The sequence below is a fragment of the Streptomyces sp. NPDC001410 genome (genome assembly GCF_042895235.1).
Classification (GTDB): Bacteria; Actinomycetota; Actinomycetes; order Streptomycetales; family Streptomycetaceae; genus Streptomyces.
In genome coordinates this window covers 88,085-108,906 of the sequence record NZ_JBIAWE010000018.1, presented here as the reverse complement: position 1 = coordinate 108,906, position 20,822 = coordinate 88,085, and the positions used below count along the sequence as shown (strand labels likewise).

The following is a 20,822-nucleotide window of genomic DNA, read 5'->3' as shown; positions in this document are numbered from 1 at the left end:
ACGGCGACCGTACGGCCTTCGATCCTGGCCCGTACGCCGATGCCGGGCGCGGAGACGAAGTCCCGCGCGACGCCGACGACGAGGCACCTCCGCCTCGGCCTGCCCGACACCCCGGACACGGACCGCCCGGCGGGCTGACCGGAGCGAGGGTGGGTACCGGCCGCTGCGCGCCGGACGTCGGCTCGGTCTGACCTGGAGTCCTCCGACGTGGAGGCCTCGCCCCAGGCACGGCAGTGCCCAGTTGGCACCGCAGTGCGGGTGGGCACCTGCCGCTGTGCGCCGGACGCCGGACCGGGGTGACCTGGTGTCCTCCGGTGCGGATGCCTCACCCCAGGCTCGGCGGTGCCCAGTCGGCGTGGCGCAGGATGCCTCGGACCGTCGCCCGGGACGGGGCGAGTCGCAGAGCCGTGTTGCGCAGGGCGACGGCCGCGGGATGGGACAGCTGCTGGCCCATCCGGCCGGCCTGCCGGGCCGCGCGGGCGACCGACTGCGTGCGGGGCCGGCGCTCGGCGTCGTACCGGGCCAGCGCCGCCGCGACCGTGGGGGCGTCGGCGAGCGCGGCGGCCAGCGTGGCGGCGTCCTCCAGGGCCTGGCAGGCGCCCTGGCCTAGATGCGGCGTCATGGCGTGGGCCGCGTCGCCGAGGAACGCGATCCGGCCCGCGACGAAGGTCGGCAGCGGGGTCACCAACTCGTGGATGTCGTGGTGCAGTACGGCCTCGGTCCGGGTCGCCTCCAGGAGCGCCGGGATCGGCGCGTGCCAGCCGCGGAAGCGGGCGCGCAGCATGCCGAGCGGATCCGTATGACGCACTGCGGGCGGGGAGTTGAGCACCGCGTGCCACTCGGCGCGCCCGTCGGCGAAGGCGATGTGGCCGAACTCCGCTCCCTGTCCCCAGGTCAGCTCGAAGTCGCTGCTCAGCTCCACCGGGCGCGCGGTGATGGCGCGCAGGACCGTCGACCCGCTGTACGCGGGGCCGGGATGGTCCGGGAACACCTGGCCGCGCAGCCGACTGCCGACGCCGTCCGCCGCGACGACCAGATCCGCTTCCAGGACACCCGCTCCGGTCGGCACCTCGATCCGGTCGGGAGCCGAGCGGTCGACCGACGGCACGGTGACGCCCACATGCAGGCACTCCGGGGGCAGCGCGGCGCGCAGCAGGCGGTGCAGCGCGGTGCGCGGGATGCCGACGATCGGCGTGCCCAGCTCCCGCGCGAGCGCGGCTCCGTCCATGCGTGCCAGGAGGCCGCCCGAGGGGGTGCGGGTGCCCCCGCTGTACTGCGGCCGGGCCGCCGCACGCACCGCGGCGCCGACGCCCAGGACGTCCAGCGCGCGCAGGCCGTTGGCGTGCAGGGAGATGCCCGCACCCGCGTCGGCCAGGGTGGCGGCCCGTTCGAGGACCGTCACCTCCCAGCCGATGCGGTGCAGACCGATCGCCGCCGACAGTCCCCCGATCCCGCCACCGACCACCACCGCCGTACCGCCCATGTCGGTCCCCTCCCCGAGTACGCTCCTTCTACAGATGTAGAAGGAGCGTACTCGGGCCCTCTACGGCTGTAGAAGCGGGGGTGTAGAAAGAGGGGGTGTCCACCGATCGACGTACCCTCCTCGCCGACGCGGCCATCGGCGTGCTCGCCGACGTCGGCATGCGCGGACTGACGCACCGCGCCGTGGACCGCGCGGCGAATCTGCCGCCAGGCACCACCTCCGCCTACTACCGCACCCGCCAGGCGCTGCTCACCGCACTGGTGCGACGTCTGGTGGCACTCGACCAGGCGGAGCTGCAGGAGATCGGGAGCAGGACACCGGAGATCCGGAGCGCCGCCGAGGTGACGGCGGGCCTCCTGGCGTTCACCGCGCTTCGGCTCGCCGGGGAGGGGCGGCGGCGGTCCCTCGCGCGGTACGCGTGCGCCATCGAGAGCGTGCACCAGCCCGAGCTGCGCGAGATCCTCGTGCCCCGCGAGAACCTGGCGCGACGGGCGCTGCAGGAATTCCTGGTCATGCAGGGCGTGGAGGATGCCGAAGAACGTGCGGTCACCCTGCTGACCTGCGTGGACGGGCTGGTCTTCGACCGGCTGGTGAACGGCGGTAGCGTGACCGGGCCGGAGATCCACGGCCTCGTGGCAGCGGCCCTGCGCTGAGCCGTACGACGACCACGGCGTGGCCTCCCTCGGAACCGAAGGGAAGGTGTCGCGACCACGGTCACGGCGGCACCGCCCGCACCGCGCGCAGGACAGCCCAGACGACCGAGATGATCGGCACGGCGACGACGGCTCCGATCACCCCCGCGACGATGCTGCCCGCGATGACGGACACGGCAACGACGAGCGGGTGCAGCCGGACCGCCCAGCTCATCACCAGCGGGTGCAGCACATGCCCTTCGAGCTGGCCGATGACGACGATGAGCACCAGCACCGCCGCGGCCGTGAGCGGCCCACGCCCGGCGAGAGCGACGATGGTGGCCACGCCGAGCGCGACCGGTGAGCCCACCAGGGGCACGAACGTGGCGAAGAACTCCAGCAGCGTCAGCGGCAGCGCGAGCGGCACCCGCAGCACGAGCAGTGCGATGCCGACCAGCACGGCGTTGGTGGCAGCCACGATGATGATCCCGCGCGTGTACCCGGCGAACGTCCGCCAGGCGGCGCTCCCCGCCCGGTCCCAGGCCGGCCGGGCAGGGCCCGGCACCAGCTGGTCGCGCCCCCAGCGCCACATGCGCTCGCCGGAGTGCATGAAGAACGCGGAGGCGAACAGCGCGAGCGCGCCGCCCGTGATCACCTCGACGACTCTGCCCAGTCCCGACAGGGCGCTGCTGAGCAGGCTGGCCCGGTGCGTGGAGATGTAGTCGGTCACCTGGCGCTGCAGATCGGAGAGCCGGCCGGGGCTGAGCCGGAACGGCGGACGCTGCAGCCACAGCTCGATGCGGTGGATGCCGCCCCGGAACTCGCCGGCCAGCTTGGCCGACTCGCCCGCCACCGCGTTGCCCACGAGCGCGAGCAGGCCGAGCAGGATCAGCAGGCTGCCGACGAGCGCGAGGGCGACGCTCAGCGGCCGCGACAGGACGCGGCTGAGGAAGTCGACGAGGGGGCGCAGGACCGAGGTGACGACGAGGGCGAGGAACAGGGCGACGGCGATGAGCTGGAAGCGGCCGAGGATGCTGAAGACGCCGTAGACGACGATGCCGACGAGGGTGAGGCGCCAGGCGTAGGCGGCGGCGACCCGCAGCCACGGCACCGGGCGCCCGGCCACCGGGGTGTCGGGCTCCGGGCGGGTGACCGCCGTGAGCCGTACCGAGTACGCCGGCCGGCTCCCCAGCACCGCCGCGCCCGCTCGACGCCCTCTGCTCATTCGCCGGCCCGCACCGCCCACCCGGTCTTCCGCCTCCTCACCGTGCCCGCGTCCTGACTGTCCGTCACATCCTGAGAACGGTAAGGGCAAGCCGGAGAAGGAGACGACGCAACGCGCGGTGACGCGGACTTCACAACCCGTGGGCGCGCTCCACGGGCAGCAGCTCCCGGATGTCCGCCGGCAGCGCCCCGGCGATCCGCTCGGTCAGCTCCGGAGCCAGTGCGGCGTCCAGCACCTCCAGTACGGCCGCGGCGTCGCGCAGGGCCGTGTCCTCGTCGGTGCCGGCCCGGTCGGCGATCCGTCCGGCGAAGACGGTCAGCCCGAAACGCTCACCCGCGGTGCCCGAGTCGGCGCCGCCCGACGCGTCCGCCGCCAGTCGCATGTCGGCCGCCAGGTCCGGCGGCAGCTGAGCGGCCACATGGCGGGCGAGCCCGGACGGCAGCCGTTCCGAGAGGGTGCTCACCACGGCGTGCGTCGCCCGCTCGGCCGTCCCCCGGTCGGGCAGCTGGGCCAGTGCCTGCACCTTTCCGATGATCTCGTCGTGATGCATGAAGCCGGCTCCTTCCTCACGATGCCAGGGCCCGGCTGCGCTGTGACTCCGGGTAGCGTCGGGTGAAGTTGACTGCCCACACCAGCAGCGCCACCGGCAGGACCCAGTTGAGCCAGTCGCTCCCCGACGACGTCCGTGTGGCCAGCCAGCCCAGCACCGTGATGACCACGAATACCCCACCCCGCGCCGCCGTGAGCACCCGGTTGATGCGCTTGAACAGTGGCGAGTCCCACACCTCGGGCGGCGTCGACCGCCGGGCGTACTGCTCCGTGAACGGCTGGAAGAACAGCGATCCGAGGGCCACGACGGCGATGACCCCGTTGGCGATCACCTGCGCGTACGTCTCCAGCCACAGCAGTTGTTGCTGTTCCAGGGTCAGCGCCAGCACGCAGATCACGGCGAAGAAGACGATGCCCGTCACGTCGAGGATCGAGAGCCTGCCGTGCAGGATGTCCTGGCCGGACAGCACGAGGGCGGTGACCAGCGCGGCCAGCGCCGCGTACTTCCAGGTGCTGGGTCCGGCGACCACCGTGAAGACGATCCATGGCGCGAAGGAGAGGAAGACGCTGCCGTACCCGACCGGTGCGGCCGTCCGGTCCCTGGTCGCCGATTGCTGTGCCATGGGATCACTTCCAGCGCATGGACGAGCCTGTCGGGGGCCCGGCCCGTTCTTCCATCGTGCCGCCGAGACGCGGCCCGCGCATCCGCGCCCGCGGTGCCCGAGGGACCGCCCGGAACGCGCTGCGGACGGAGGAAGAGATCCCGCCGAGGTGAAGGAAACGCCGCACGGGTTCTTCACGGTTCCCCCAAGAGGGACGAACATGCCATGTCATGGACATTTTGCTCGTGGCCAGCGCGTTCAACAGCCTCTCCCAGCGGCTGTACGCAGAACTCTCCGACCTGGGACACCGCGTGGATGTCGTACTCGCCACGCACGGCGCGGACCCGGTCCGTGCCGCCGTGCACGACCGGCGCCCGGACCTGATCGTCGCGCCGATGCTGAAGACGGCCCTGCCCGAGGACGTCTGGCGGGAGCAGACCTGCCTCATCGTGCATCCGGGGCCGCCCGGCGACCGCGGCCCGTCCGCGCTCGACTGGGCCATCGCCGATTCTGCGCCGCGCTGGGGCGTGACGGTGCTCCAGGCCGAGGCGGCCATGGACGCGGGGGACATCTGGGCCGCGGAGTCGTTTCCCGTGCCGGCCGTCGGCAAGAGCGACCTGTACCGCAACGAGGCCTCCGACGCCGCCGTGGCCGCCGTCCTGCTCGCCGTACGCCGCTTCGCCGACGCCTCGTTCAAACCGCGCCCGCAGACCGGCGACCCCGACGCGTCCCACGCCCCCGTCCACGTCGTGTGGCGCGACCTCTTCCGGCAGGAGCGGCGGCGCGTCGACTGGGCGCACGACAGCACCGAGACCGTGCTGCGCAAGCTCCGCGGCGCCGACTCGCAGCCCGGCGTCCTGGACGAACTCCTCGGCCACGAGGTGTTCCTGCACGGCGGGCACCCCGAGGACCGGCTGCGCGGCCGCCCCGGCGAACTGCTCGCGACCCGGGCGGGCGCGGTGTGCCGGGCCACCCGGGACGGCGCCGTGTGGATCCCGGAACTGCGCCCGCGCAAGAACTCCGGCGACCCGGCGCCCTTCCGCCGCCCCGCCGCCTCCGTGCTCGCCTCGTTCGCCGGCCGCCCGCTCGACCTCCCGGAGGCCGCCGTCCCGCTCGACCTGCCCCCGCGCCGCCGCACCTGGACCGACATCCGCTACCGGCAGCGCGGCGATGTCGGCTTCCTCGGCTTCTCCTTCCCGGGCGGAGCGATGAGCACCGACCAGTGCCGCAGGCTGCTCGCCGCCTACCGGTTCGCGCTCACCCGCCGCACCTCCGTCCTGGTGCTCGGCGGCGCCCGCGACTTCTTCTCCAACGGCATCCACCTGAACGTCATCGAGGCCGCCGCCGACCCGGGCGAGGAGTCCTGGACCAACCTCACCGCCATGGACGACCTCGTCGAGGCCGTGCTGCGCACCACCGACCGGCTGGTGGTGGCCGCGCTCGCCGGCAACGCGGCCGCGGGCGGCGCCATGCTCGCCCTCGCCGCCGACCAGGTCTGGTGCCGTACCGGTGCCGTCCTCAACCCGCACTACCGGCGGATGGGCCTGTACGGATCCGAGTTCTGGACGTACTCGCTGCCCCGCCGCGCCGGGTCCGACACCGCCCACCGGCTGACGGAGGAGGCGCTGCCGCTGAGCGCCGCGTCGGCCGGGCGGCTCGGACTGGTGGACCGGCTCGTGCCCACCGGGCCGGGGGAGTTCGCCGCCCAGGTCGAGCGACTGGCCGTCGGCCTCGCCGCCGCCCCGGACCTCGGGCGACGCATCGCCGCCAAGGCCGCGGCACGCCACGCGGACGAGCAGGCACGGCCGCTCGCGGACTACCGGCGGGACGAACTCGCCCGCATGTACGCCATCTTCTTCGACCCCACGGCCCCGTACCACGTCCTGCGGTCGGCCTTCGTCCGCAAGCAGCCCACCGGCGACGCCCGCCCCCTGGCACAGGCCGTCGGAGCCGTCCGGTGAACCCGGCACCATCCCCGCTGCTCGTGGCGGGCGTCGGCAACATCTTCCTCGGGGACGACGCGTTCGGCCCCGAGGTGATCCGTGCCCTCGACGCGCGCCCGCTGCCGCCCGAGGTGCGGGTGCGGGACTTCGGCATCCGCGGCATGGACCTCGCCTACGCGCTGCTGGACGGCTGCGCCACCGCCGTCCTGGTCGACGCGGCCCCGCGCGGACACCGCCCCGGCACCCTCACCCTGATCGAGGCGGAACCGCCCGACGGCACCGCCGTGCCCGAGGCGCACGGCATGGACCCGCAGAAGGTGCTGGCGCTGGCCGCGCACCTGGGTGACGAGCTGCTGCCCCGGGTCCTCGTCCTGGCCTGCGAGCCCGGCGTCCTGCCGAGCGGCGACGAGGACATCCTGCCGGGGATCAGCCCACCCGTGCGGGAGGCGGTCGACCGGGCCGTGGACGCGCTGCACACCCTGGTCCCCGTACTGCTGGCCGACCCCGCCGCGCCCGCACCGCCGTTGGGCCGCCCGATGGAATCCGGGCCCCCGCACGCGGCTGCGCTGCCCGGCCTCGCGGCCGACGGAGCCGAAGATCGGTGAGACCCGAGCCGTAAGGGACACGGCCGGGGCTCCGCCGCACGACTCCGAGGAGCTGCGCCCATGTGCCGGTCCGACGTCAAGCAGGCCGTCCTGGCGAAGAACGACGACCTGGCCGCGAGCCTGCGCGACGATCTGACGCGACAGGGCGTCACGGTGGTCAACCTGCTGTCCAGCCCGGGCAGCGGCAAGACCGAACTCCTCGGCCGGATCCTGGCCAGAGCGGTGGAGCGCGGCGTTCCGGTCGCCGCGCTCACCGCCGACCTCGCGACCGAGAACGACGCCGTCCGGCTGGCGCGCTCGGGCGCCCCCGTCCAGCAGCTGCTCACCGACGGACTGTGCCATCTGGAGGCCCGGCAGGTACGCGGGCGCCTGGAAGGCTGGCTGCCGGCGGACACCGCGGTGCTCTTCGTGGAGAACGTCGGCAACCTCGTCTGCCCGGCGTCCTACGACCTCGGCGAGACCCTGCGGATCGTCCTGATGGCGGTGACCGAGGGCGAGGACAAACCGCTGAAGTACCCGACCGCGTTCGGCTCGGCCCACCTGGTCGTCGTCACCAAGACCGACCTGGCCGAGCCTGCCGGCTTCGACGAGATGGCCTTCCGGGCGAACGTCCAGCGGGTCAACCCGGGGGTGGAGATCGTACGGTCGTGCGCGCGTACCGGCGACGGCGTCGACATCCTCCTGGCCCACGCCCTCGCCGCCCGGCACGGCGCCCCGCCGCACCGGCCTCCGCTCGCCCCGCATCCCCACGGTCACCACCACCCCGCCTCCGCTCCCGTCGCGTGACCGCGCCCGTCACCGGCCCGGTCCGCCGCCGGATCACCGTGCGCGGCACGGTGCAGGGGGTCGGGTTCCGGCCGTACGTGCACCGGCTCGCCGCCGACCTGGAGCTGGCCGGGTTCGTCGGCAACACCGCGAACGGCGTGCTCATCGAGGTGGAGGGCCCGGCGGGCGAAGTGGGCCGGTTCTTCGACCGGTTGACCGAGCAGCCGCCCCCGCTGGCGGCCGTGACGGGCGTCGGCTGTGAGGACCTCCCCGCCACCGGCACCACCGGCCCGTTCACCATCCGCCCCACCGAGCAGTCGGCGGGCCGGACCCAGCTCCCGCCCGACACCGCGACCTGCGCCGACTGCCTGCGCGAGCTGGCCGCCCCGGCCGACCGCCGCCACCGCCACCCCTTCATCACCTGCACCCATTGCGGCCCCCGCTTCACCATCGCCACGGGGATGCCGTACGACCGAGCGGCCACCACCATGGCCGGCTTCCCGATGTGCCCCACCTGCGCCCGGGAGTACGCCGCCCCCGCCGACCGGCGCTTCCACGCCCAGCCCGTCGCCTGCCCCGACTGCGGCCCCCGGCTCCGCCTGATCCCCGCCGACGGAACCGGTGTCCGCCCGGCCCGGGACGCGGACGCCCTGGCCACCGCACGGGCGCTGCTGGCCGCGGGCCGGATCATCGCCGTGAAGGGCGTCGGCGGCTACCACCTGGCCTGCGACGCCACCGACTCACGCGCCGTCGCCACCCTGCGCACCCGCAAGGAACGCGGCGGCAAGGCCTTCGCCGTGATGTGCGCCGACCTCGACACGGCGGAGCGCGTCGCGGACCTCACCGACGCCGAACGAGCCGCACTCACCGGCGCCCGGCGCCCCATCGTCCTGCTGCGCAGACGCACCTCCGCGGACGGGCTCCGCCTCGCCGACCAGGTCTGCCCCGGTAGCCCGCACGTGGGCGTGATGCTGCCCTACACCCCCGTGCACACCCTGCTGTTCGGGCTGCCCGGCGATCCGCCCGGACCCCGGGTACTGGTCATGACCAGCGGAAACCGCTCCGGCGAGCCCATCGTCACCGATGACGCCGAGGCGCTGATCCGGCTGGCCGGACTCGCCGACGCCTGGCTCGCCCACGACCGGCCCATCGCCTCCCCGTGCGACGACTCCCTGCTGCGGGTGCGCCCCGACGGCACCGAACAGGTGCTCCGGCGCTCCCGCGGTTACGTCCCCCGCCCGCTGCGCCTCCCCCTCCCGGTCCGTCCCACGCTCGCGGTCGGCGGCGACCTGAAGAACGCGCTCTGCCTGGGCGAGGGGGACCTCGCCTGGTTCGGGCCGCACATCGGCGACATGGGTGACCTGGCCACCCTCGAAGCGGCCGAGAGGGCCGAACGGCACCTCGGTCGCCTCACGGGAGTCACCCCGCGGCTGGTGGCCGCCGACCGGCACCCCGGTTACCACTCGACGGGTTGGGCACGGAGACGATCGACCCAACTCGGACTTCGGCCACCGACGTTGGTCCAGCATCACCACGCCCACATCGCCTCGGCCATGGCCGAACACGGCCTCGACGGCACCACACCCGTCATCGGGATCGCCTTCGACGGCACCGGGTACGGCGACGACGGCACCGTGTGGGGCGGCGAGGTACTGCTCGCCGACTACACCGGCTACCGGCGCTTCGCCCACCTGACCCCGGCCCCGCTGCCCGGCGGGGACGCGGGCGTCGCCAACCCCTGCCGGCTGGCGCTGGCCCGGCTGTGGGCGGCGGGGCTGCCGTGGGAGCGGGACCTGCCGAGTGTCGTAGCGTGCTCCGAACCGGAACTCGGCATCCTGCGGCAGCAGTTGGAACGCCAGGTGGCATGTGTCCCGACGTCCGGCATGGGTCGTCTCTTCGATGCCGTGTCGTCTCTGATCGGCGTGTGCCACCGCGCGGGGTACGAGGCGCAGGCCGCGCTGGAGCTGGAGGCCGCGGCGACGCAGGCGTGGCACGCGGACACCAGGGCGTACCGCTTCGGGTTCCGGACCCTCCCGCCACTCAACGCAGTCCCGTCCGGCCGGCCTCTCGGCCGGCTGAACCGGGCGGGCAGGTGGGAGATCGCGCCCCCGCTGCAGGCCGTCCTCGCCGACCTGCGGAGCGGCACCCCCACCCCCGTGCTCGCGGCCCGCTTCCACCGGGGCGTGGCCCGGGCCGTCACGGAGATCTGCCGGCGGGCCCGCGGAACGACCGGCCTGACCACGGTCGCTCTCACCGGAGGCGTCTTCGCCAACGCCCTGCTGGAGGAGGAGTGTGCCGCCCTGCTGGCCGCGGACCGGTTCACGGTCCTGCGGCATGGCGAAGTACCCCCGAACGACGGCGGGTTGGCGCTCGGTCAGCTCATGGTCGCGGGAACAGCAACCAACCACGAGACGGAGTGACCCATGTGTCTGGCAGTGCCCGGCAAGGTCGTGGCCATCGACGACGGCGCCGACCCGCTCACCGGGCTGATCGACTTCGGCGGAGTGCGGAAGCAGGCGTGCCTTGAATACCTGCCCGATGTGCGGGTCGGGGAGTACGTCATCGTCCACGTCGGGTTCGCCCTGCAGCGCCTGGACGAGGAGTCGGCCCGGGCGTCCCTGGAGCTGTTCGAGCAACTCGGGCTGCTGGAGGAGGAGTTCGGCGACGCCTGGGAGCAGGCGGCCCGGCAGGGGAGCGGGAGTGAGGTCCAGTGAAGTACATCGACGAGTTCAACGACCCGGATCTGGCGCGCCGGTTGCTGGGCGAGATCCGCGCCACCGTCACCCGCCCCTGGGCGCTGATGGAGGTCTGTGGCGGCCAGACCCACTCCATCATCCGGCACGGCATCGACCAACTCCTGCCGGACGAAGTGGAGTTGATCCACGGTCCGGGCTGCCCGGTGTGCGTCACCCCCCTCGACGTGATCGACAAGGCGCTGGAGATCGCCGCCCGCCCGGACGTGATCTTCTGTTCCTTCGGCGACATGCTGCGGGTGCCCGGCACCGACCGGGACCTGTTCCGGGTCAAGGGCGAGGGCGGTGACGTCCGGGTGGTGTACTCGCCGCTCGACGCCCTGGACCTCGCCCGCAAGAACCCGGACCGGCAGGTCGTCTTCTTCGCGATCGGCTTCGAGACGACCGCCCCCGCCAACGCCATGGCCGTCCACCAGGCCCGCCGTCTCGGCGTGGACAACTTCAGCCTGCTGGTGTCCCACGTCCGGGTCCCCCCGGCGATCGACGCCATCATGTCGGCGCCCGCCTGCCGGGTGCAGGGCTTCCTCGCCGCCGGGCACGTGTGCAGCGTGATGGGCACCGCCGAGTACCCGGACCTGGCCGAGAAGCACCGGGTGCCGGTCGTCGTCACCGGCTTCGAACCGCTGGACATCCTCGAGGGCATCCGCCGCGCCGTCCACCAGCTGGAGCGCGGTGAGCACCGGGTGGAGAACGCCTACCCCCGGGCCGTGCGCGAGCAGGGCAACCCGGCGGCCCTGCGCATGATCGAGGAGGTGTTCGAGGTCACCGACCGCAACTGGCGCGGCATCGGCCGGATCCCGACCAGCGGCTGGCGCCTGACCGACGCCTTTCGCGCCCACGACGCCGAGCACCGCTTCGACGTCGCCGGGATCCGCACCGAGGAGCCCGCCGCGTGCCGGGCCGGCGAGGTGCTGCAGGGCCTGATCAAGCCGACCGAATGCGCCGCGTTCGGCACGACCTGCACCCCGCGCACCCCGCTGGGCGCCACCATGGTCTCCAGCGAGGGCGCCTGCGCCGCCTATTACCTGTACCGCCGGATGACCGACACCCCGGCACGGCAGGGATCCCGCATCCCGCAGGAGGAGATGAACCCCGTTGGCTGACCTCGCCACCGAAGCGGCCGAAGCGGTTGACGCTGCCGAAGCGATGCAAGCGGCCGTCGACCCCGCGAACTGGACCTGCCCCGCACCCCTGCGCGACCAGCCGGTCGTGGTCATGGGCCACGGCGGAGGCGGCGCGCTGTCCGCCGAACTGATCGAGCAGGTCTTTGCCCCCGCGTACGGCAACCCCACCCTGGCCGCCCTCACCGACTCGGCCGTCCTCGACCTGGGCGGCGCCCGGCTGGCCTTCTCCACCGACTCCTACGTCGTACGGCCGCTGTTCTTCCCCGGCGGCAGCCTGGGCGACCTCGCGGTCAACGGCACCGTCAACGACCTGGCCATGAGCGGCGCCCGCCCCGCCTACCTCTCCACGGCGTTCGTCCTGGAGGAGGGCGTGGAACTGGCCGTCGTCGGGCGGATCGCCCACGCCATCGGCGCGGCGGCCGAGGCGGCGGGCGTCACCGTCGCCACCGGCGACACCAAGGTGGTCGAGTCCGGGCACGGCGACGGCGTCTACGTCACCACCGCCGGCATCGGCCTCGTCCCCGACGGCGTCGACATCCGCCCGCAGCGCGCCCGGCCCGGCGACGCCGTGATCGTGAGCGGCCCGATCGGCCTGCACGGCGTGGCCATCATGAGCGTCCGGGAGGGGCTGGAGTTCGGGGTCGAGATCGCCTCCGACACCGCGCCGCTGGCCGGCCTGGTGGCGGCCATGCTGGCGGTCACCCGAGACATCCACGTGCTGCGCGACCCCACCCGGGGCGGGCTCGGCACCTCGCTCAACGAGATCGCCCGCGCCTCCGGCACCGGCGTACGGCTGCGGGAGCGGGCCATCCCGGTCCCGGACGAGGTCGCGAACGCCTGCGGTTTCCTCGGCCTGGACCCGCTCTACGTCGCCAACGAGGGCCGGCTCGTCGCCTTCGTGCCCCGGGACGAGGCCGAAGCCGTGCTGGCGGCGATGCGCGCCCACCCGCAGGGCACCGGCGCGACCCTCATCGGCGAGTGCGTCGAGGAGCACCCGGGCATGGTCGTCGTGGCCACCGGGCTCGGCGGCACCCGGGTGGTGGACCTGCCGCTGGGGGAGCAGCTGCCCCGTATCTGCTGAGCGGCCCGGACAGCAGTCGGCCCTGCCGGAGACCGAGCTCCGGCGGGGCCGACTGCCGTCAGGGCAGGGCCGCAGCCGCCTCGACGTCCGTGATCTCCAGTTCCCGGCCGCTGCGCAGGTCCTGCGAGGGCCGGTCGCAGCGCGGGCACCAGAAGAACGGCGGCATGCCCACCGCGAACTCCTCAGCACACCCGCCGCACCAGGCCCGCGCAGTCACCTGCTCGACCACGAGCCGCGCCGCGGCGAGGGCCGTGCCGTCACGGGCCACCTCGAAGGCGAAGTGCAGCGCGTCCGGCACCACACCGGCGAGCTCGCCGACCCGGACGGTCACCGACGAGACGTCGTCGGCGCCGTCCGCCCGGGCGATCTCCTCGGCCTGCTCCACGATCGCCGTCGCAATGGACAACTCGTGCACGGCCGGCTCAGGGGTAGCGGCGGTTCGCGCGCAGACCACCGGTCATCCGGTAGATGCGCAACTCACGCACCATACTGGGCAGTTCCAACACGAACAGGGCCAGTGCCAGACCGCCCACCAGAGCGGCCTGCGCGAGCAGCACCTGACGTCCGGACATCGCCGACCTCGCTGTGTTCGTCGTTCGGCAGCGCTTGTTCACGCTCTCTCCCTGCTCTCATCCCGGTGAGATGTTCGGCATGGCGTCCAGCAGGGCGTCATGCCGCTTCCAGTGGATCCCGGTGGAGCGGCGCGCGTCGGCGGTGCCGTCCCCGTGGTGTCCGCTCTGGTGCTCGTAGGGGCCATGGTTGCCCTGGTGCATCCCCGGCACATGGCGGGGCGTGTCGGGCTTCGCCTGGCGGCGGCCCACTCTGATGCTGCCCATGTCTGTTCTCCTTCCAGGCCCTCACGACCGCTCGGTGAGCTGCGCGAAGAACCGTTCCACGGCCGGCCAGACCCCGTCGCCACCGGACAGGCCCCGCCACTCGCGGCGGACGAGGGCGACCATCCGGAAGCAGTCGTCGACCGGCACGATCCAGTGCTCGTCGAGGCCCCGCACGGTGTTCACCAGCAGCGCCTCCACCTCGGGTGCCATGGAGGCGAGCTGCGGAAACGCGGCGGTCAGCCGCTGCCAGGCCGCCGCGTCCACCTCCCACCGCATGGCCCCGGCCGGGCTCGGCCCCTGTGCGGTGACCGTGCCGTCGGAACGCGGCACGAAGAACACCAGGCCGACCGGTACGCCCAGCACCGCCGTGTCGACCGGCGGCAGCCGCAGCCGGCGCCGGGGTACCAGCCGGTAGCGTCCCTCGCCCGCCCCGTCCTCGGCGAACAGCACCGAACAGGGGCCGCACACGCACCGCACCTCGGCGGCCTCGATGTCGTACAGGTGGGGGTGCGCGTCGGCCACCGGGGCGGCGCACAGTTCGCACGTCTCGGCCTCGGCGGCCGCCGTGCGGCCGGCTGCCGAGCGGATGACGCGGGCCAGTGCCCCGTCCGTGGTCACCGGGACTCCTGCGGCCGCGGCGCGGTCCGGCGCGTCAGCGTCGTCAGGGGTACGAAGGCCGGGGCCGCCCGCCGCGCGGCGGCGACCGGCTCCACCGCGTCCAGCTCCGGGGCGGCGGCCAGCACCGCCGCGCGGACGGCCGCGGTGACGTCGGCCGACCCGCCGCCACACCCGGAACCGCACCCGCCGCCGGTGCTCACCCGCACCCGGGCCACCTGACCCTCGACACCGGCCCACTCCAGGTCACCGCCGCGTTCGCGGACCGCGGGCCGCAGCCGCTCGACCGCGCGGGCGGCCCGTCGCTCGGCGGACTCGGGGTGCAGGGAGTGCAGCACCAGCAGGTGCCCGAGCAGCTCGTCGTCGGCCAGGCGCTCGCGCAGCCGCTCGTCCGCGTGGTCCAGGACCCGGGCGAGCGCCTCGCCGTAGACCTCGGTCAGCAGAGTCACCGACTCCAGCGCCTCCCGCGCAGCCGGGCCCGGCGCGGACTCCAGCCCCGCGAGCACCTCGTCGAGCCGGGCGAGCCGCGCCTCCACCGCCGGATCCGGGAGCCGTACGGCGGTGTCAGGCATGGCCGGCCCCGTACGTGGGCGAGTGCACCGTCGACAGCGTCTTGCCCTTGCCCATGTACATGTGCACCCCGCAGGGCAGACACGGGTCGAAGCTGCGCACGGTGCGCATGATGTCGACGCCCTTGAAGTCGTCGGGCCCGTTCTCCTCGAAGATCGGCTGGCCCTGGACGGCGTCCTCGTACGGCCCGGGGGTGCCGTAGATGTCGCGGGGGCTGGCGTTCCACGGGGTCGGCGGGTACGGGTGGTAGTTGGCGATCTTCTTGTCGCGGATCACCAGGTGGTGCGAGAGGACACCGCGCACCGCCTCGTGGAAACCGCAGCCGATCGCCTCGTCGGGCACCTCGAAGTTCTCGTACACCTTGGAGTCGCCGTCGCGGAGCATGCCCATCGCCTCCTCCAGGAACTGCAGGGCCATGGCGGCGGCGTAGGCGACGAAGTACGGCCGGGCACGGTCCCTCTCGATGGTGTTGCTCCACTTCGGGATGTGCCACTCGAGCGTGGTCTCCGGCAGCGACTCGCCCTTGGGCAGGGAGATGCGCACGCTGCTGCCGGTCGCCTTGACGTACGGCGTGTCGACCAGGCCGCTCAGCGCGGTCGTCCACAGCCGGGCGAGCGGCCCGCCGCCGGTGTCGAGGGCGAGGTGCTCGCCGGTCCCCGGGTGGTGCCAGCGCGGGCTCATCACCCAGCTGTACTTGCCGTCGAAGTCCCGCTTCTGCGGCACCGGCACGGTGGTCTGGTTCCACGGGTGACGCATGTCGACGGGGTTGCCGAGCGGGTCGTGGGTGACGAACGGCTGCTCGTTGACCCAGTCCTCGTAGAAGGAGCTGCCGAGCATGATCCGCAGGCCGAGGTTGATGTCGACCAGGTTGTTGGTGACCAGTTCGCCGTCGACCACGATGCCGGGGGTGACGTACATCGCCTTGCCCCACTGGTTCATGTTCGCGTAGCGGTAGTCGACGACGTCCGGGTCCTGCCAGGCGCCCCAGCAGCCCAGCAGGATGCGGCGCTTGCCGACCTCCTCGTAGCCGGGCAGCGCCTCGTAGAAGAAGTCGAAGACGTCGTCGTTCATCGCCACGGCCTTCTTGACGAAGTCGATGACGCGCATGAGCCGGCTGAGGTAGTCGGTGAAGGTGTTGGGCTGCGGCATCGTGCCGACCCCGCCCGGGTACATCGTCGACGGGTGGACGTGCCGTCCCTCCATCAGGCAGAACATCTCCCGGGTGACCCGGCTGACCTTCAGCGCCTCCTTGTAGACCTCGCCCTCGAAGGGGTTGAAGGCCCTCATGATGTCGGCGATGGTCCTGAAGCCGTGGACGTCCCCGCGGGGCGCGTTCGTGCGCTCGGCACGGGCCAGCACAGCGGGGTTGGTGGCCTTGACCATCGCCTCGCAGAAGTCCACGAACACCAGGTTGTCCTGGAAGATCGTGTGGTCGAACATGTACTCGGCCGCTTCGCCGAGGTTGGTGATGTGCTCGGCCAGCTTGGGCGGCTTCACGCCGTAGGCCATCTGCTGGGCGTAGTTGGAGCACGTGGTGTGGTTGTCGCCGCAGATGCCGCAGATGCGCGAGGTGATGAAGCCCGCGTCACGCGGGTCCTTGCCCTTCATGAACACCGAGTAGCCGCGGAACAGCGACGAGGTGCTGTGGCACTCCACGACTTCCCGGTTGGCGAAGTCGATCTTCGTGTAGATGCCCAGGTTGCCGATGATCCGGGTGATCGGATCCCAGGACATGTCCACGATCTGCGGGGGTTTGCGCCCGGTGGCCCGGGACTCGGTGGTCGTCATCTGCGGTACTGCCCCTTGCTGTTCGGGTTCGGCGGGTCGATGGCGGGATACGCGACGGGCGGCCTCTCGGGCGGCGTCACGGGCGGTAGTGCGGGTCGTAACCGCTGGTCAGCCTGCGCTTGTTGTGGCGCCACTTGGGCTCGTGGTTCACCATGTCGTTGGTCAGGCCGCGCAGCCGGCGGATGACGGCCGCGTACGGCTTGACGGCGAGGGTCGACAGCGTCGCCCCGGGTGGTTCGTCCATGAACGGCATGAACGCGTCCGGGAAGCCGGGCATCGTGCACCCGATGCAGATACCGCCGACGTTCGGACAGCCGCCGATCCCGGACATCCATCCCCGCTTGGGCACGTTGCAGTTGACCACGGGGCCCCAACAGCCCGTCTTCACGAGGCACTTGGGCGAGTTGTAGTCGAGGCCGAAGTCGCCCTGCTCGTAGTACGAGCCCCGGTCGCAGCCCTCGTGCACGGTCTTCCCGAACAGCCACTGCGGGCGCAGCATGTGGTCCAGCGGGGGCGGGGGAGCGGTACCGGCCGCATGCTGGAGCACCCAGATCAGGGTCTCCATGAAGTTCTCGGGCTGGATCGGGCAGCCGGGCACGTTGACGACCGGAAGCCCGGCCTGCGACGTGAACTCCCAGCCCAGGTAGTCCGCGAGGCCCATGCAGCCGGTGGGGTTGCCGGCCATGGCGTGGATGCCGCCGAAGGTGGCACAGGTGCCGGCGGCCACCACCGCCCAGGCCTTGGGCGCCAGTTGGTCGATCCACCAGTTCAGCGGCAGCGGCTGGCCGGTCTCCGGGTCGTTGCCGAAGGACGTCCAGTAGCCGTCGCCCTCGATGATGTTCTGGTTCGGGATCGAACCCTCGATGACGAGGATGAACGGGGCCAGTTCGCCGCGCGCCGCCGCCCGGTACGGGGCGAGGAAGTCCTCGCCGCCCAGGCTCGGCGAGAGCACCTTGTTGACCAGGTTGACCTTCGGCAGGCCCGGGATGAGACCGAGCACCACGTCCTCGATGGAGGGCTGGTCGGCGGCCGTCAGGGAGACGGTGTCGCCGTCGCAGCTCATGCCCTCCGAGATCCAGAGGATATGGATCTCGTCGATCGCGTCGCGCTCCTGGGTGGCACTGGTCTGGGTGGTCATGTCGTCCGCCTTTGCTGCGGTCGGTCGGGGAGTCGGTGAGCGGCGTGCGCCGGCAGGTCAGGGGCGTCCATCGGGCCGTCCCTCCTCCGGCCGGTCGGCCGGACGTCGGGGCCGCGGGGACTGCGGCCGGGGTGGGTGGACCGGGTCGGCGGGACCCGGCGCGTGCGCGCCTGCGAGCGGTTCGACCTCGTCGGGCCGGAAGTAGTGGAAACGGCCGTACCAGCCGTGCAGTTCGGCCGCGGGATCGTCGTCGACGTTCACCGCGAGGTGCACGCTGCCGTCCACGTCGTGGAAGACCGCCGCCACCTGCGCGGTCCGGCCGGCCACGAACATGTCCTGGGCGTCGGCACCCCGGCCGCGCGGCCGCAGCCGCACCCGGCTGCCGCCGCCGACGGGGACGCCGTCCACGAGCACCGTGTCGGTCGTCGGGGACAGCCCCTCGTCGCCGCCCTCCTGCCACCACGCGGGCCGTTCGGCCGGGTCCTCGGCTACGGCGGCGGGCGTGACGGGAGTCAGTGAGCGGATGGCGCCGTGCAGCCGGGCGAAGACCTCCTGGGGCATGCTGTCGACACGGTCCAGGATCTGCGCGGCCCGCGGGTCGGTGGCCCGCGCCTCGGCCTTCTCCTCGTCCGTCAGGAGCATCGTGCGCAGCGTCAGGATCTCGTCGATCTCCGCCGCGTCGTGCAGGTCGCCGGGGCTCTCCGGCGCCACCTGCGGACGGTCCGGGAGGATGATCGGGGAGGACAGGACGACCCGACCGACCGGTCCCGTCTCCTGCGGCTCGCCGCCCAGGACAGGAAAGGTGAACGTGTTACGGCAGTCGCGCACAGGGGCCTGCAGATCCGCGGGCGGATCGATCAGCGAGACGAACTCCACGCCCTCGCCGCCGAGCAGGGTGTGCGCGGCGAGCAGCGCATGCCGCAGGGCATCGCCCCGAGCGGCCCGGGCATCCGGTGCGCGCCCGGTGTTCTCGGTGCGCACCCGCAGCCGGCACACGTCGTCGGTGATCCGCTCGGCCACGACCGTCGTACGCGCCCGGACCTGTTCGCGTCGCCGCACCACGCGCCCGGCACCCCCGGGCAGCGGCTCCGTCCGCTCACCGGGCGGCGCCCCGGCCTCGGCGCGGCACTCGCCGCGCAGCAGATCGGCGAGCGGCCACGCGAAACCGACCTCGTGCGGCACCGCCTCGTCGAAGGTGAGATGGGCCGTCCCGTCGTCGGTGCGCAGCGACTCGACCGGGCGGTACTGCCCGTCCGCACCGGCCGCTTGCACCTGCTTGTGCTGCATCTGCAGGTACCGCACCCGCACCCGTACGACCGCTTCGGGCTGCCGTACGCGCACCAGGCACTCGGTCTGCTGGTACCAGGAGTCCGCGGAACCGGACAGGCCCGGGGTGACGGGCCCGTCCGCCTCCACCCAGTCCCGGGGCAACAGCACCCCGAACTGCCAGCGGACGCGGTTCTTGGCCGAGGAACGGCGGTACGGGTAGAGCAGATAGCCTTCGTAGAGGACGGCATCGGCGACCGCGCTCACCTGCGCGAAGGCGTCACCGGACGGGTCGTCTCCCGCCACGGCGGTACACGCCACGCCACTTACGCCGCCCGTCTCGGCCATTTTGCCTCCTCGCCACAGGTGCACCCGCCGATCCCTTCCACCACGGTCACACCCCTCACGGGTGCTCGCCCTTCCGGCGGACCGGGATTGGGCCGGGCGGGGGACGAGGTAGCGGGAGAGGTATGGGCTCGGCGGGCTCGGAGTGTGCGGGAGGCCGGAGTCGGTCACCGGTCCGGGCCGGCGCTCACACCTGTCCTGCCAGGTCGAGGCAGCAGCGGACGAAGTCCAGGACGACCGGATTGCGGTCGTCGGCGGATGCCCACGCGACGCCCACGTGCGTCGGGCTCACTCCGGTGACCGGCCGGTACACGACGCCGGGCCGGGCGTAGAACCGCGCGGCGGACTGGGGCGCGAGGGCGATCCCGTACCCGTTGGCGATGGCGTTCAGCCAGTCGTCGGGCTGCTCGGTGACCGCGCCGACACGGACGGGGTGGCCCTCGCGCTCCTCGGCGGCCAGCCAGTGGTCGCGCCACGCGCCGGTCTCCTGCGGGGCGGCGACGAACGGCTCGTCCCACAATTCGCGAAAGGCGATGGTGTCGCGCGCGGCCAGCGGGTGCGTGGCGGGCAGGGCGACCCAGCGCGGCTCGCTGAACAACGGCTCGACGCGCAGGACCTCCTGGCCAGGGAAGGGCAGCCGCAGCAGTGCGACGTCCACGTCCCCGGTGGCCAGTCCGGCGCTCGGGTTCGTCCAGGCCGCCTGGCGCAGCTCGGCGCGCCACCCGGGCCGGCGCCGGGCGAACGCGGCGACGATCTCCTGCGTCGCCTCGTTGGCCGCGCTCGCCAGGAACCCGACCCGCAGCACCCGGGAGGCCTGCCGGTCGGCGGCCCGGGTGGCGCGCAGGGCGTCGTCCCACGCCGCGAGCACCTTCGGGACGAGACGGGCCAGCTCACGGCCCGGCCCGGTCAGTGCCATGCCGGCCCGCGAGCGGTCGAACAGCCGTACACCGAGCTGAGTTTCCAGCTGCCGGATCTGCTTCGTCAGGGCCGGCTGGGACACATACACGCGCTCGGCGGCGCGGGTGAGGCTGCCGTCCTCGGCGACGGCCAGGAAGGAGCGCAGGAGACGGGTGTCGACATCCATTCCACCAGGTTATGGACGCAGGTATTGGACGGCGTGTCGGCCTCCCGGGGAGGGTGGGGGCATGGAACTCGCCTACGTCCTCGTCACCTGTGCGGCCGTCCTGGCCAACGCCGGCATCGCGGCGGCCGACCTCGCCAGGGCGCCGTTCGTCCTCGCCAACTCGCGTGAGGTCGGTGTGCCGGCGGCCTGGCTCCGGCCCCTGGCTCTGCTGAAGGCGGCCGGGGCCGCAGGACTCCTGCTGGGACTGCTGGGCCTTCGCCTCCTGGGCGTCGCCGCCGGTCTCGGCCTGGTGCTTTTCTACATCGGCGCCCTGGCCGTCCACGTACGGGCACGCGTGCTCCACAACATCGCGTTCCCGGGCCTGTTCCTCGTACTGGCCTCGGGAGCGCTGACGATGGCCGCGATCGTCTAGCGTGGC

At 73.0% G+C, this 20,822-nt stretch carries 22 protein-coding genes; 9 read left to right on the top strand and 13 right to left on the bottom strand.

Translation table 11 applies throughout. The annotated features are described in order from the left end of the window. Nucleotides 1-325: 325 nt before the first annotated feature. Nucleotides 326-1,483 carry an FAD-dependent monooxygenase gene (locus ACFY3C_RS33905; protein ID WP_390773515.1) on the bottom strand — a complete coding sequence of 386 codons (1,158 nt, stop codon included), beginning with the start codon at nucleotides 1,481-1,483 and terminating at the stop codon, nucleotides 326-328. A gap of 95 nt (nucleotides 1,484-1,578) precedes the next feature. Between ACFY3C_RS33905 and ACFY3C_RS33900 the strand changes: the two genes are divergently transcribed. Then, nucleotides 1,579-2,136: a TetR/AcrR family transcriptional regulator gene (locus tag ACFY3C_RS33900; protein WP_390773514.1), complete on the top strand. Its 558-nt coding sequence runs from the start codon at nucleotides 1,579-1,581 to the stop codon at nucleotides 2,134-2,136. A 61-nt stretch (nucleotides 2,137-2,197) separates the two neighbouring features. On the opposite strand, the gene ACFY3C_RS33895 is transcribed toward ACFY3C_RS33900, so the two are convergent. The 3 genes from ACFY3C_RS33895 to ACFY3C_RS33885 all read right to left on the bottom strand — a co-directional run bounded on the left by ACFY3C_RS33895 (nucleotide 2,198) and on the right by ACFY3C_RS33885 (nucleotide 4,512). Continuing rightward, nucleotides 2,198-3,340, bottom strand: coding sequence for an AI-2E family transporter (locus tag ACFY3C_RS33895; RefSeq protein WP_390773513.1), 1,143 nt, complete (start codon nucleotides 3,338-3,340; stop codon nucleotides 2,198-2,200). 130 nt (nucleotides 3,341-3,470) lie between these two features. Continuing rightward, nucleotides 3,471-3,890, bottom strand: coding sequence for a DUF2267 domain-containing protein (locus ACFY3C_RS33890; RefSeq protein WP_389189588.1), 420 nt, complete (start codon nucleotides 3,888-3,890; stop codon nucleotides 3,471-3,473). A gap of 16 nt (nucleotides 3,891-3,906) precedes the next feature. After that, entirely contained in the window at nucleotides 3,907-4,512 is a 606-nt protein-coding gene (locus ACFY3C_RS33885) for a hypothetical protein (RefSeq protein WP_390773512.1), read from the bottom strand. A 209-nt stretch (nucleotides 4,513-4,721) separates the two neighbouring features. Between ACFY3C_RS33885 and ACFY3C_RS33880 the strand changes: the two genes are divergently transcribed. Genes ACFY3C_RS33880 through hypE form a run of 7 tightly spaced genes read left to right on the top strand, consistent with a single transcriptional unit; the run spans nucleotide 4,722 to nucleotide 12,762 of the window. Beyond that, nucleotides 4,722-6,452 (top strand): enoyl-CoA hydratase-related protein, encoded by a 1,731-nt coding sequence (locus ACFY3C_RS33880; protein WP_390773511.1) that lies wholly within the window; start codon nucleotides 4,722-4,724, stop codon nucleotides 6,450-6,452. After that, nucleotides 6,449-7,039 (top strand): hydrogenase maturation protease, encoded by a 591-nt coding sequence (locus ACFY3C_RS33875; RefSeq protein ID WP_390773510.1) that lies wholly within the window; start codon nucleotides 6,449-6,451, stop codon nucleotides 7,037-7,039. The genes ACFY3C_RS33880 and ACFY3C_RS33875 overlap by 4 nt, the downstream gene beginning before the upstream one ends. Before the next feature lie 60 nt (nucleotides 7,040-7,099). Further along, complete coding sequence (gene hypB, locus ACFY3C_RS33870) at nucleotides 7,100-7,825, top strand: hydrogenase nickel incorporation protein HypB (RefSeq protein WP_390773509.1); 726 nt, start codon at nucleotides 7,100-7,102, stop codon at nucleotides 7,823-7,825. After that, nucleotides 7,822-10,224, top strand: a complete 2,403-nt coding sequence (gene hypF / locus ACFY3C_RS33865; protein WP_390773508.1) for a carbamoyltransferase HypF — start codon at nucleotides 7,822-7,824, stop codon at nucleotides 10,222-10,224. The genes hypB and hypF overlap by 4 nt, the downstream gene beginning before the upstream one ends. Nucleotides 10,225-10,227: 3 nt before the next feature. Continuing rightward, on the top strand, nucleotides 10,228-10,518 hold the full coding sequence (locus tag ACFY3C_RS33860; RefSeq protein WP_386578743.1) for a HypC/HybG/HupF family hydrogenase formation chaperone: 291 nt from the start codon (nucleotides 10,228-10,230) through the stop codon (nucleotides 10,516-10,518). Beyond that, the gene (hypD, locus tag ACFY3C_RS33855) at nucleotides 10,515-11,660 is read left to right on the top strand and encodes a hydrogenase formation protein HypD (RefSeq protein WP_390773507.1); all 1,146 of its coding nucleotides are present in this window, start codon (nucleotides 10,515-10,517) and stop codon (nucleotides 11,658-11,660) included. The genes ACFY3C_RS33860 and hypD overlap by 4 nt, the downstream gene beginning before the upstream one ends. Nucleotides 11,661-11,703: 43 nt before the next feature. Then, entirely contained in the window at nucleotides 11,704-12,762 is a 1,059-nt protein-coding gene (gene hypE / locus ACFY3C_RS33850) for a hydrogenase expression/formation protein HypE (protein ID WP_390773597.1), read from the top strand. A 58-nt stretch (nucleotides 12,763-12,820) separates the two neighbouring features. Here hypE and hypA read toward each other — a convergent pair whose 3' ends face one another. From hypA to ACFY3C_RS33805, 9 genes are all read right to left on the bottom strand, one after another. Continuing rightward, a complete protein-coding gene (gene hypA, locus ACFY3C_RS33845; protein WP_390773506.1) occupies nucleotides 12,821-13,177 on the bottom strand; it encodes a hydrogenase maturation nickel metallochaperone HypA in 357 nt (118 codons plus the stop codon). A gap of 7 nt (nucleotides 13,178-13,184) precedes the next feature. Further along, on the bottom strand, nucleotides 13,185-13,376 hold the full coding sequence (locus tag ACFY3C_RS33840; RefSeq protein WP_390773505.1) for a hypothetical protein: 192 nt from the start codon (nucleotides 13,374-13,376) through the stop codon (nucleotides 13,185-13,187). 15 nt (nucleotides 13,377-13,391) lie between these two features. Then, nucleotides 13,392-13,598 carry a hypothetical protein gene (locus ACFY3C_RS33835; protein WP_390773504.1) on the bottom strand — a complete coding sequence of 69 codons (207 nt, stop codon included), beginning with the start codon at nucleotides 13,596-13,598 and terminating at the stop codon, nucleotides 13,392-13,394. Nucleotides 13,599-13,619: 21 nt separating this feature from the next. Then, nucleotides 13,620-14,216: a DUF5947 family protein gene (locus ACFY3C_RS33830; RefSeq protein ID WP_390773503.1), complete on the bottom strand. Its 597-nt coding sequence runs from the start codon at nucleotides 14,214-14,216 to the stop codon at nucleotides 13,620-13,622. Then, nucleotides 14,213-14,785: a NifU family protein gene (locus tag ACFY3C_RS33825; protein WP_390773502.1), complete on the bottom strand. Its 573-nt coding sequence runs from the start codon at nucleotides 14,783-14,785 to the stop codon at nucleotides 14,213-14,215. The genes ACFY3C_RS33830 and ACFY3C_RS33825 overlap by 4 nt, the downstream gene beginning before the upstream one ends. Continuing rightward, on the bottom strand, nucleotides 14,778-16,571 hold the full coding sequence (locus ACFY3C_RS33820; RefSeq protein WP_390773501.1) for a nickel-dependent hydrogenase large subunit: 1,794 nt from the start codon (nucleotides 16,569-16,571) through the stop codon (nucleotides 14,778-14,780). The genes ACFY3C_RS33825 and ACFY3C_RS33820 overlap by 8 nt, the downstream gene beginning before the upstream one ends. A 76-nt stretch (nucleotides 16,572-16,647) precedes the next feature. After that, the gene (locus tag ACFY3C_RS33815; protein ID WP_390773500.1) at nucleotides 16,648-17,709 is read right to left on the bottom strand and encodes a hydrogenase expression protein HypE; all 1,062 of its coding nucleotides are present in this window, start codon (nucleotides 17,707-17,709) and stop codon (nucleotides 16,648-16,650) included. Nucleotides 17,710-17,766: 57 nt separating this feature from the next. After that, nucleotides 17,767-19,323, bottom strand: a complete 1,557-nt coding sequence (locus tag ACFY3C_RS33810; RefSeq protein ID WP_390773499.1) for a hypothetical protein — start codon at nucleotides 19,321-19,323, stop codon at nucleotides 17,767-17,769. 184 nt (nucleotides 19,324-19,507) lie between these two features. Then, complete coding sequence (locus ACFY3C_RS33805; protein ID WP_390773498.1) at nucleotides 19,508-20,404, bottom strand: LysR family transcriptional regulator; 897 nt, start codon at nucleotides 20,402-20,404, stop codon at nucleotides 19,508-19,510. Between the two features lie 61 nt (nucleotides 20,405-20,465). Between ACFY3C_RS33805 and ACFY3C_RS33800 the strand changes: the two genes are divergently transcribed. Continuing rightward, nucleotides 20,466-20,816, top strand: a complete 351-nt coding sequence (locus ACFY3C_RS33800) for a DoxX family protein (protein WP_390773497.1) — start codon at nucleotides 20,466-20,468, stop codon at nucleotides 20,814-20,816. Nucleotides 20,817-20,822: the final 6 nt, after the last annotated feature.

Excerpts from the sequence above, each read along its gene's own strand:
- ACFY3C_RS33905 (WP_390773515.1), bottom strand. The coding sequence starts at position 1,483 with ATGGGCGGTACGGCGGTGGTGGTCGGTGGCGGGATCGGGGGACTGTCG.
- ACFY3C_RS33895 (WP_390773513.1), bottom strand. The coding sequence starts at position 3,340 with ATGAGCAGAGGGCGTCGAGCGGGCGCGGCGGTGCTGGGGAGCCGGCCG.
- ACFY3C_RS33890 (WP_389189588.1), bottom strand. The coding sequence starts at position 3,890 with ATGCATCACGACGAGATCATCGGAAAGGTGCAGGCACTGGCCCAGCTG.
- ACFY3C_RS33885 (WP_390773512.1), bottom strand. The coding sequence starts at position 4,512 with ATGGCACAGCAATCGGCGACCAGGGACCGGACGGCCGCACCGGTCGGG.
- ACFY3C_RS33880 (WP_390773511.1), top strand. The coding sequence starts at position 4,722 with ATGGACATTTTGCTCGTGGCCAGCGCGTTCAACAGCCTCTCCCAGCGG.
- hypB (WP_390773509.1), top strand. The coding sequence starts at position 7,100 with ATGTGCCGGTCCGACGTCAAGCAGGCCGTCCTGGCGAAGAACGACGAC.
- ACFY3C_RS33860 (WP_386578743.1), top strand. The coding sequence starts at position 10,228 with ATGTGTCTGGCAGTGCCCGGCAAGGTCGTGGCCATCGACGACGGCGCC.
- hypE (WP_390773597.1), top strand. The coding sequence starts at position 11,704 with ATGCAAGCGGCCGTCGACCCCGCGAACTGGACCTGCCCCGCACCCCTG.
- ACFY3C_RS33835 (WP_390773504.1), bottom strand. The coding sequence starts at position 13,598 with ATGGGCAGCATCAGAGTGGGCCGCCGCCAGGCGAAGCCCGACACGCCC.
- ACFY3C_RS33825 (WP_390773502.1), bottom strand. The coding sequence starts at position 14,785 with ATGCCTGACACCGCCGTACGGCTCCCGGATCCGGCGGTGGAGGCGCGG.
- ACFY3C_RS33820 (WP_390773501.1), bottom strand. The coding sequence starts at position 16,571 with ATGACGACCACCGAGTCCCGGGCCACCGGGCGCAAACCCCCGCAGATC.
- ACFY3C_RS33815 (WP_390773500.1), bottom strand. The coding sequence starts at position 17,709 with ATGACCACCCAGACCAGTGCCACCCAGGAGCGCGACGCGATCGACGAG.
- ACFY3C_RS33810 (WP_390773499.1), bottom strand. The coding sequence starts at position 19,323 with ATGGCCGAGACGGGCGGCGTAAGTGGCGTGGCGTGTACCGCCGTGGCG.
- ACFY3C_RS33805 (WP_390773498.1), bottom strand. The coding sequence starts at position 20,404 with ATGGATGTCGACACCCGTCTCCTGCGCTCCTTCCTGGCCGTCGCCGAG.
- ACFY3C_RS33800 (WP_390773497.1), top strand. The coding sequence starts at position 20,466 with ATGGAACTCGCCTACGTCCTCGTCACCTGTGCGGCCGTCCTGGCCAAC.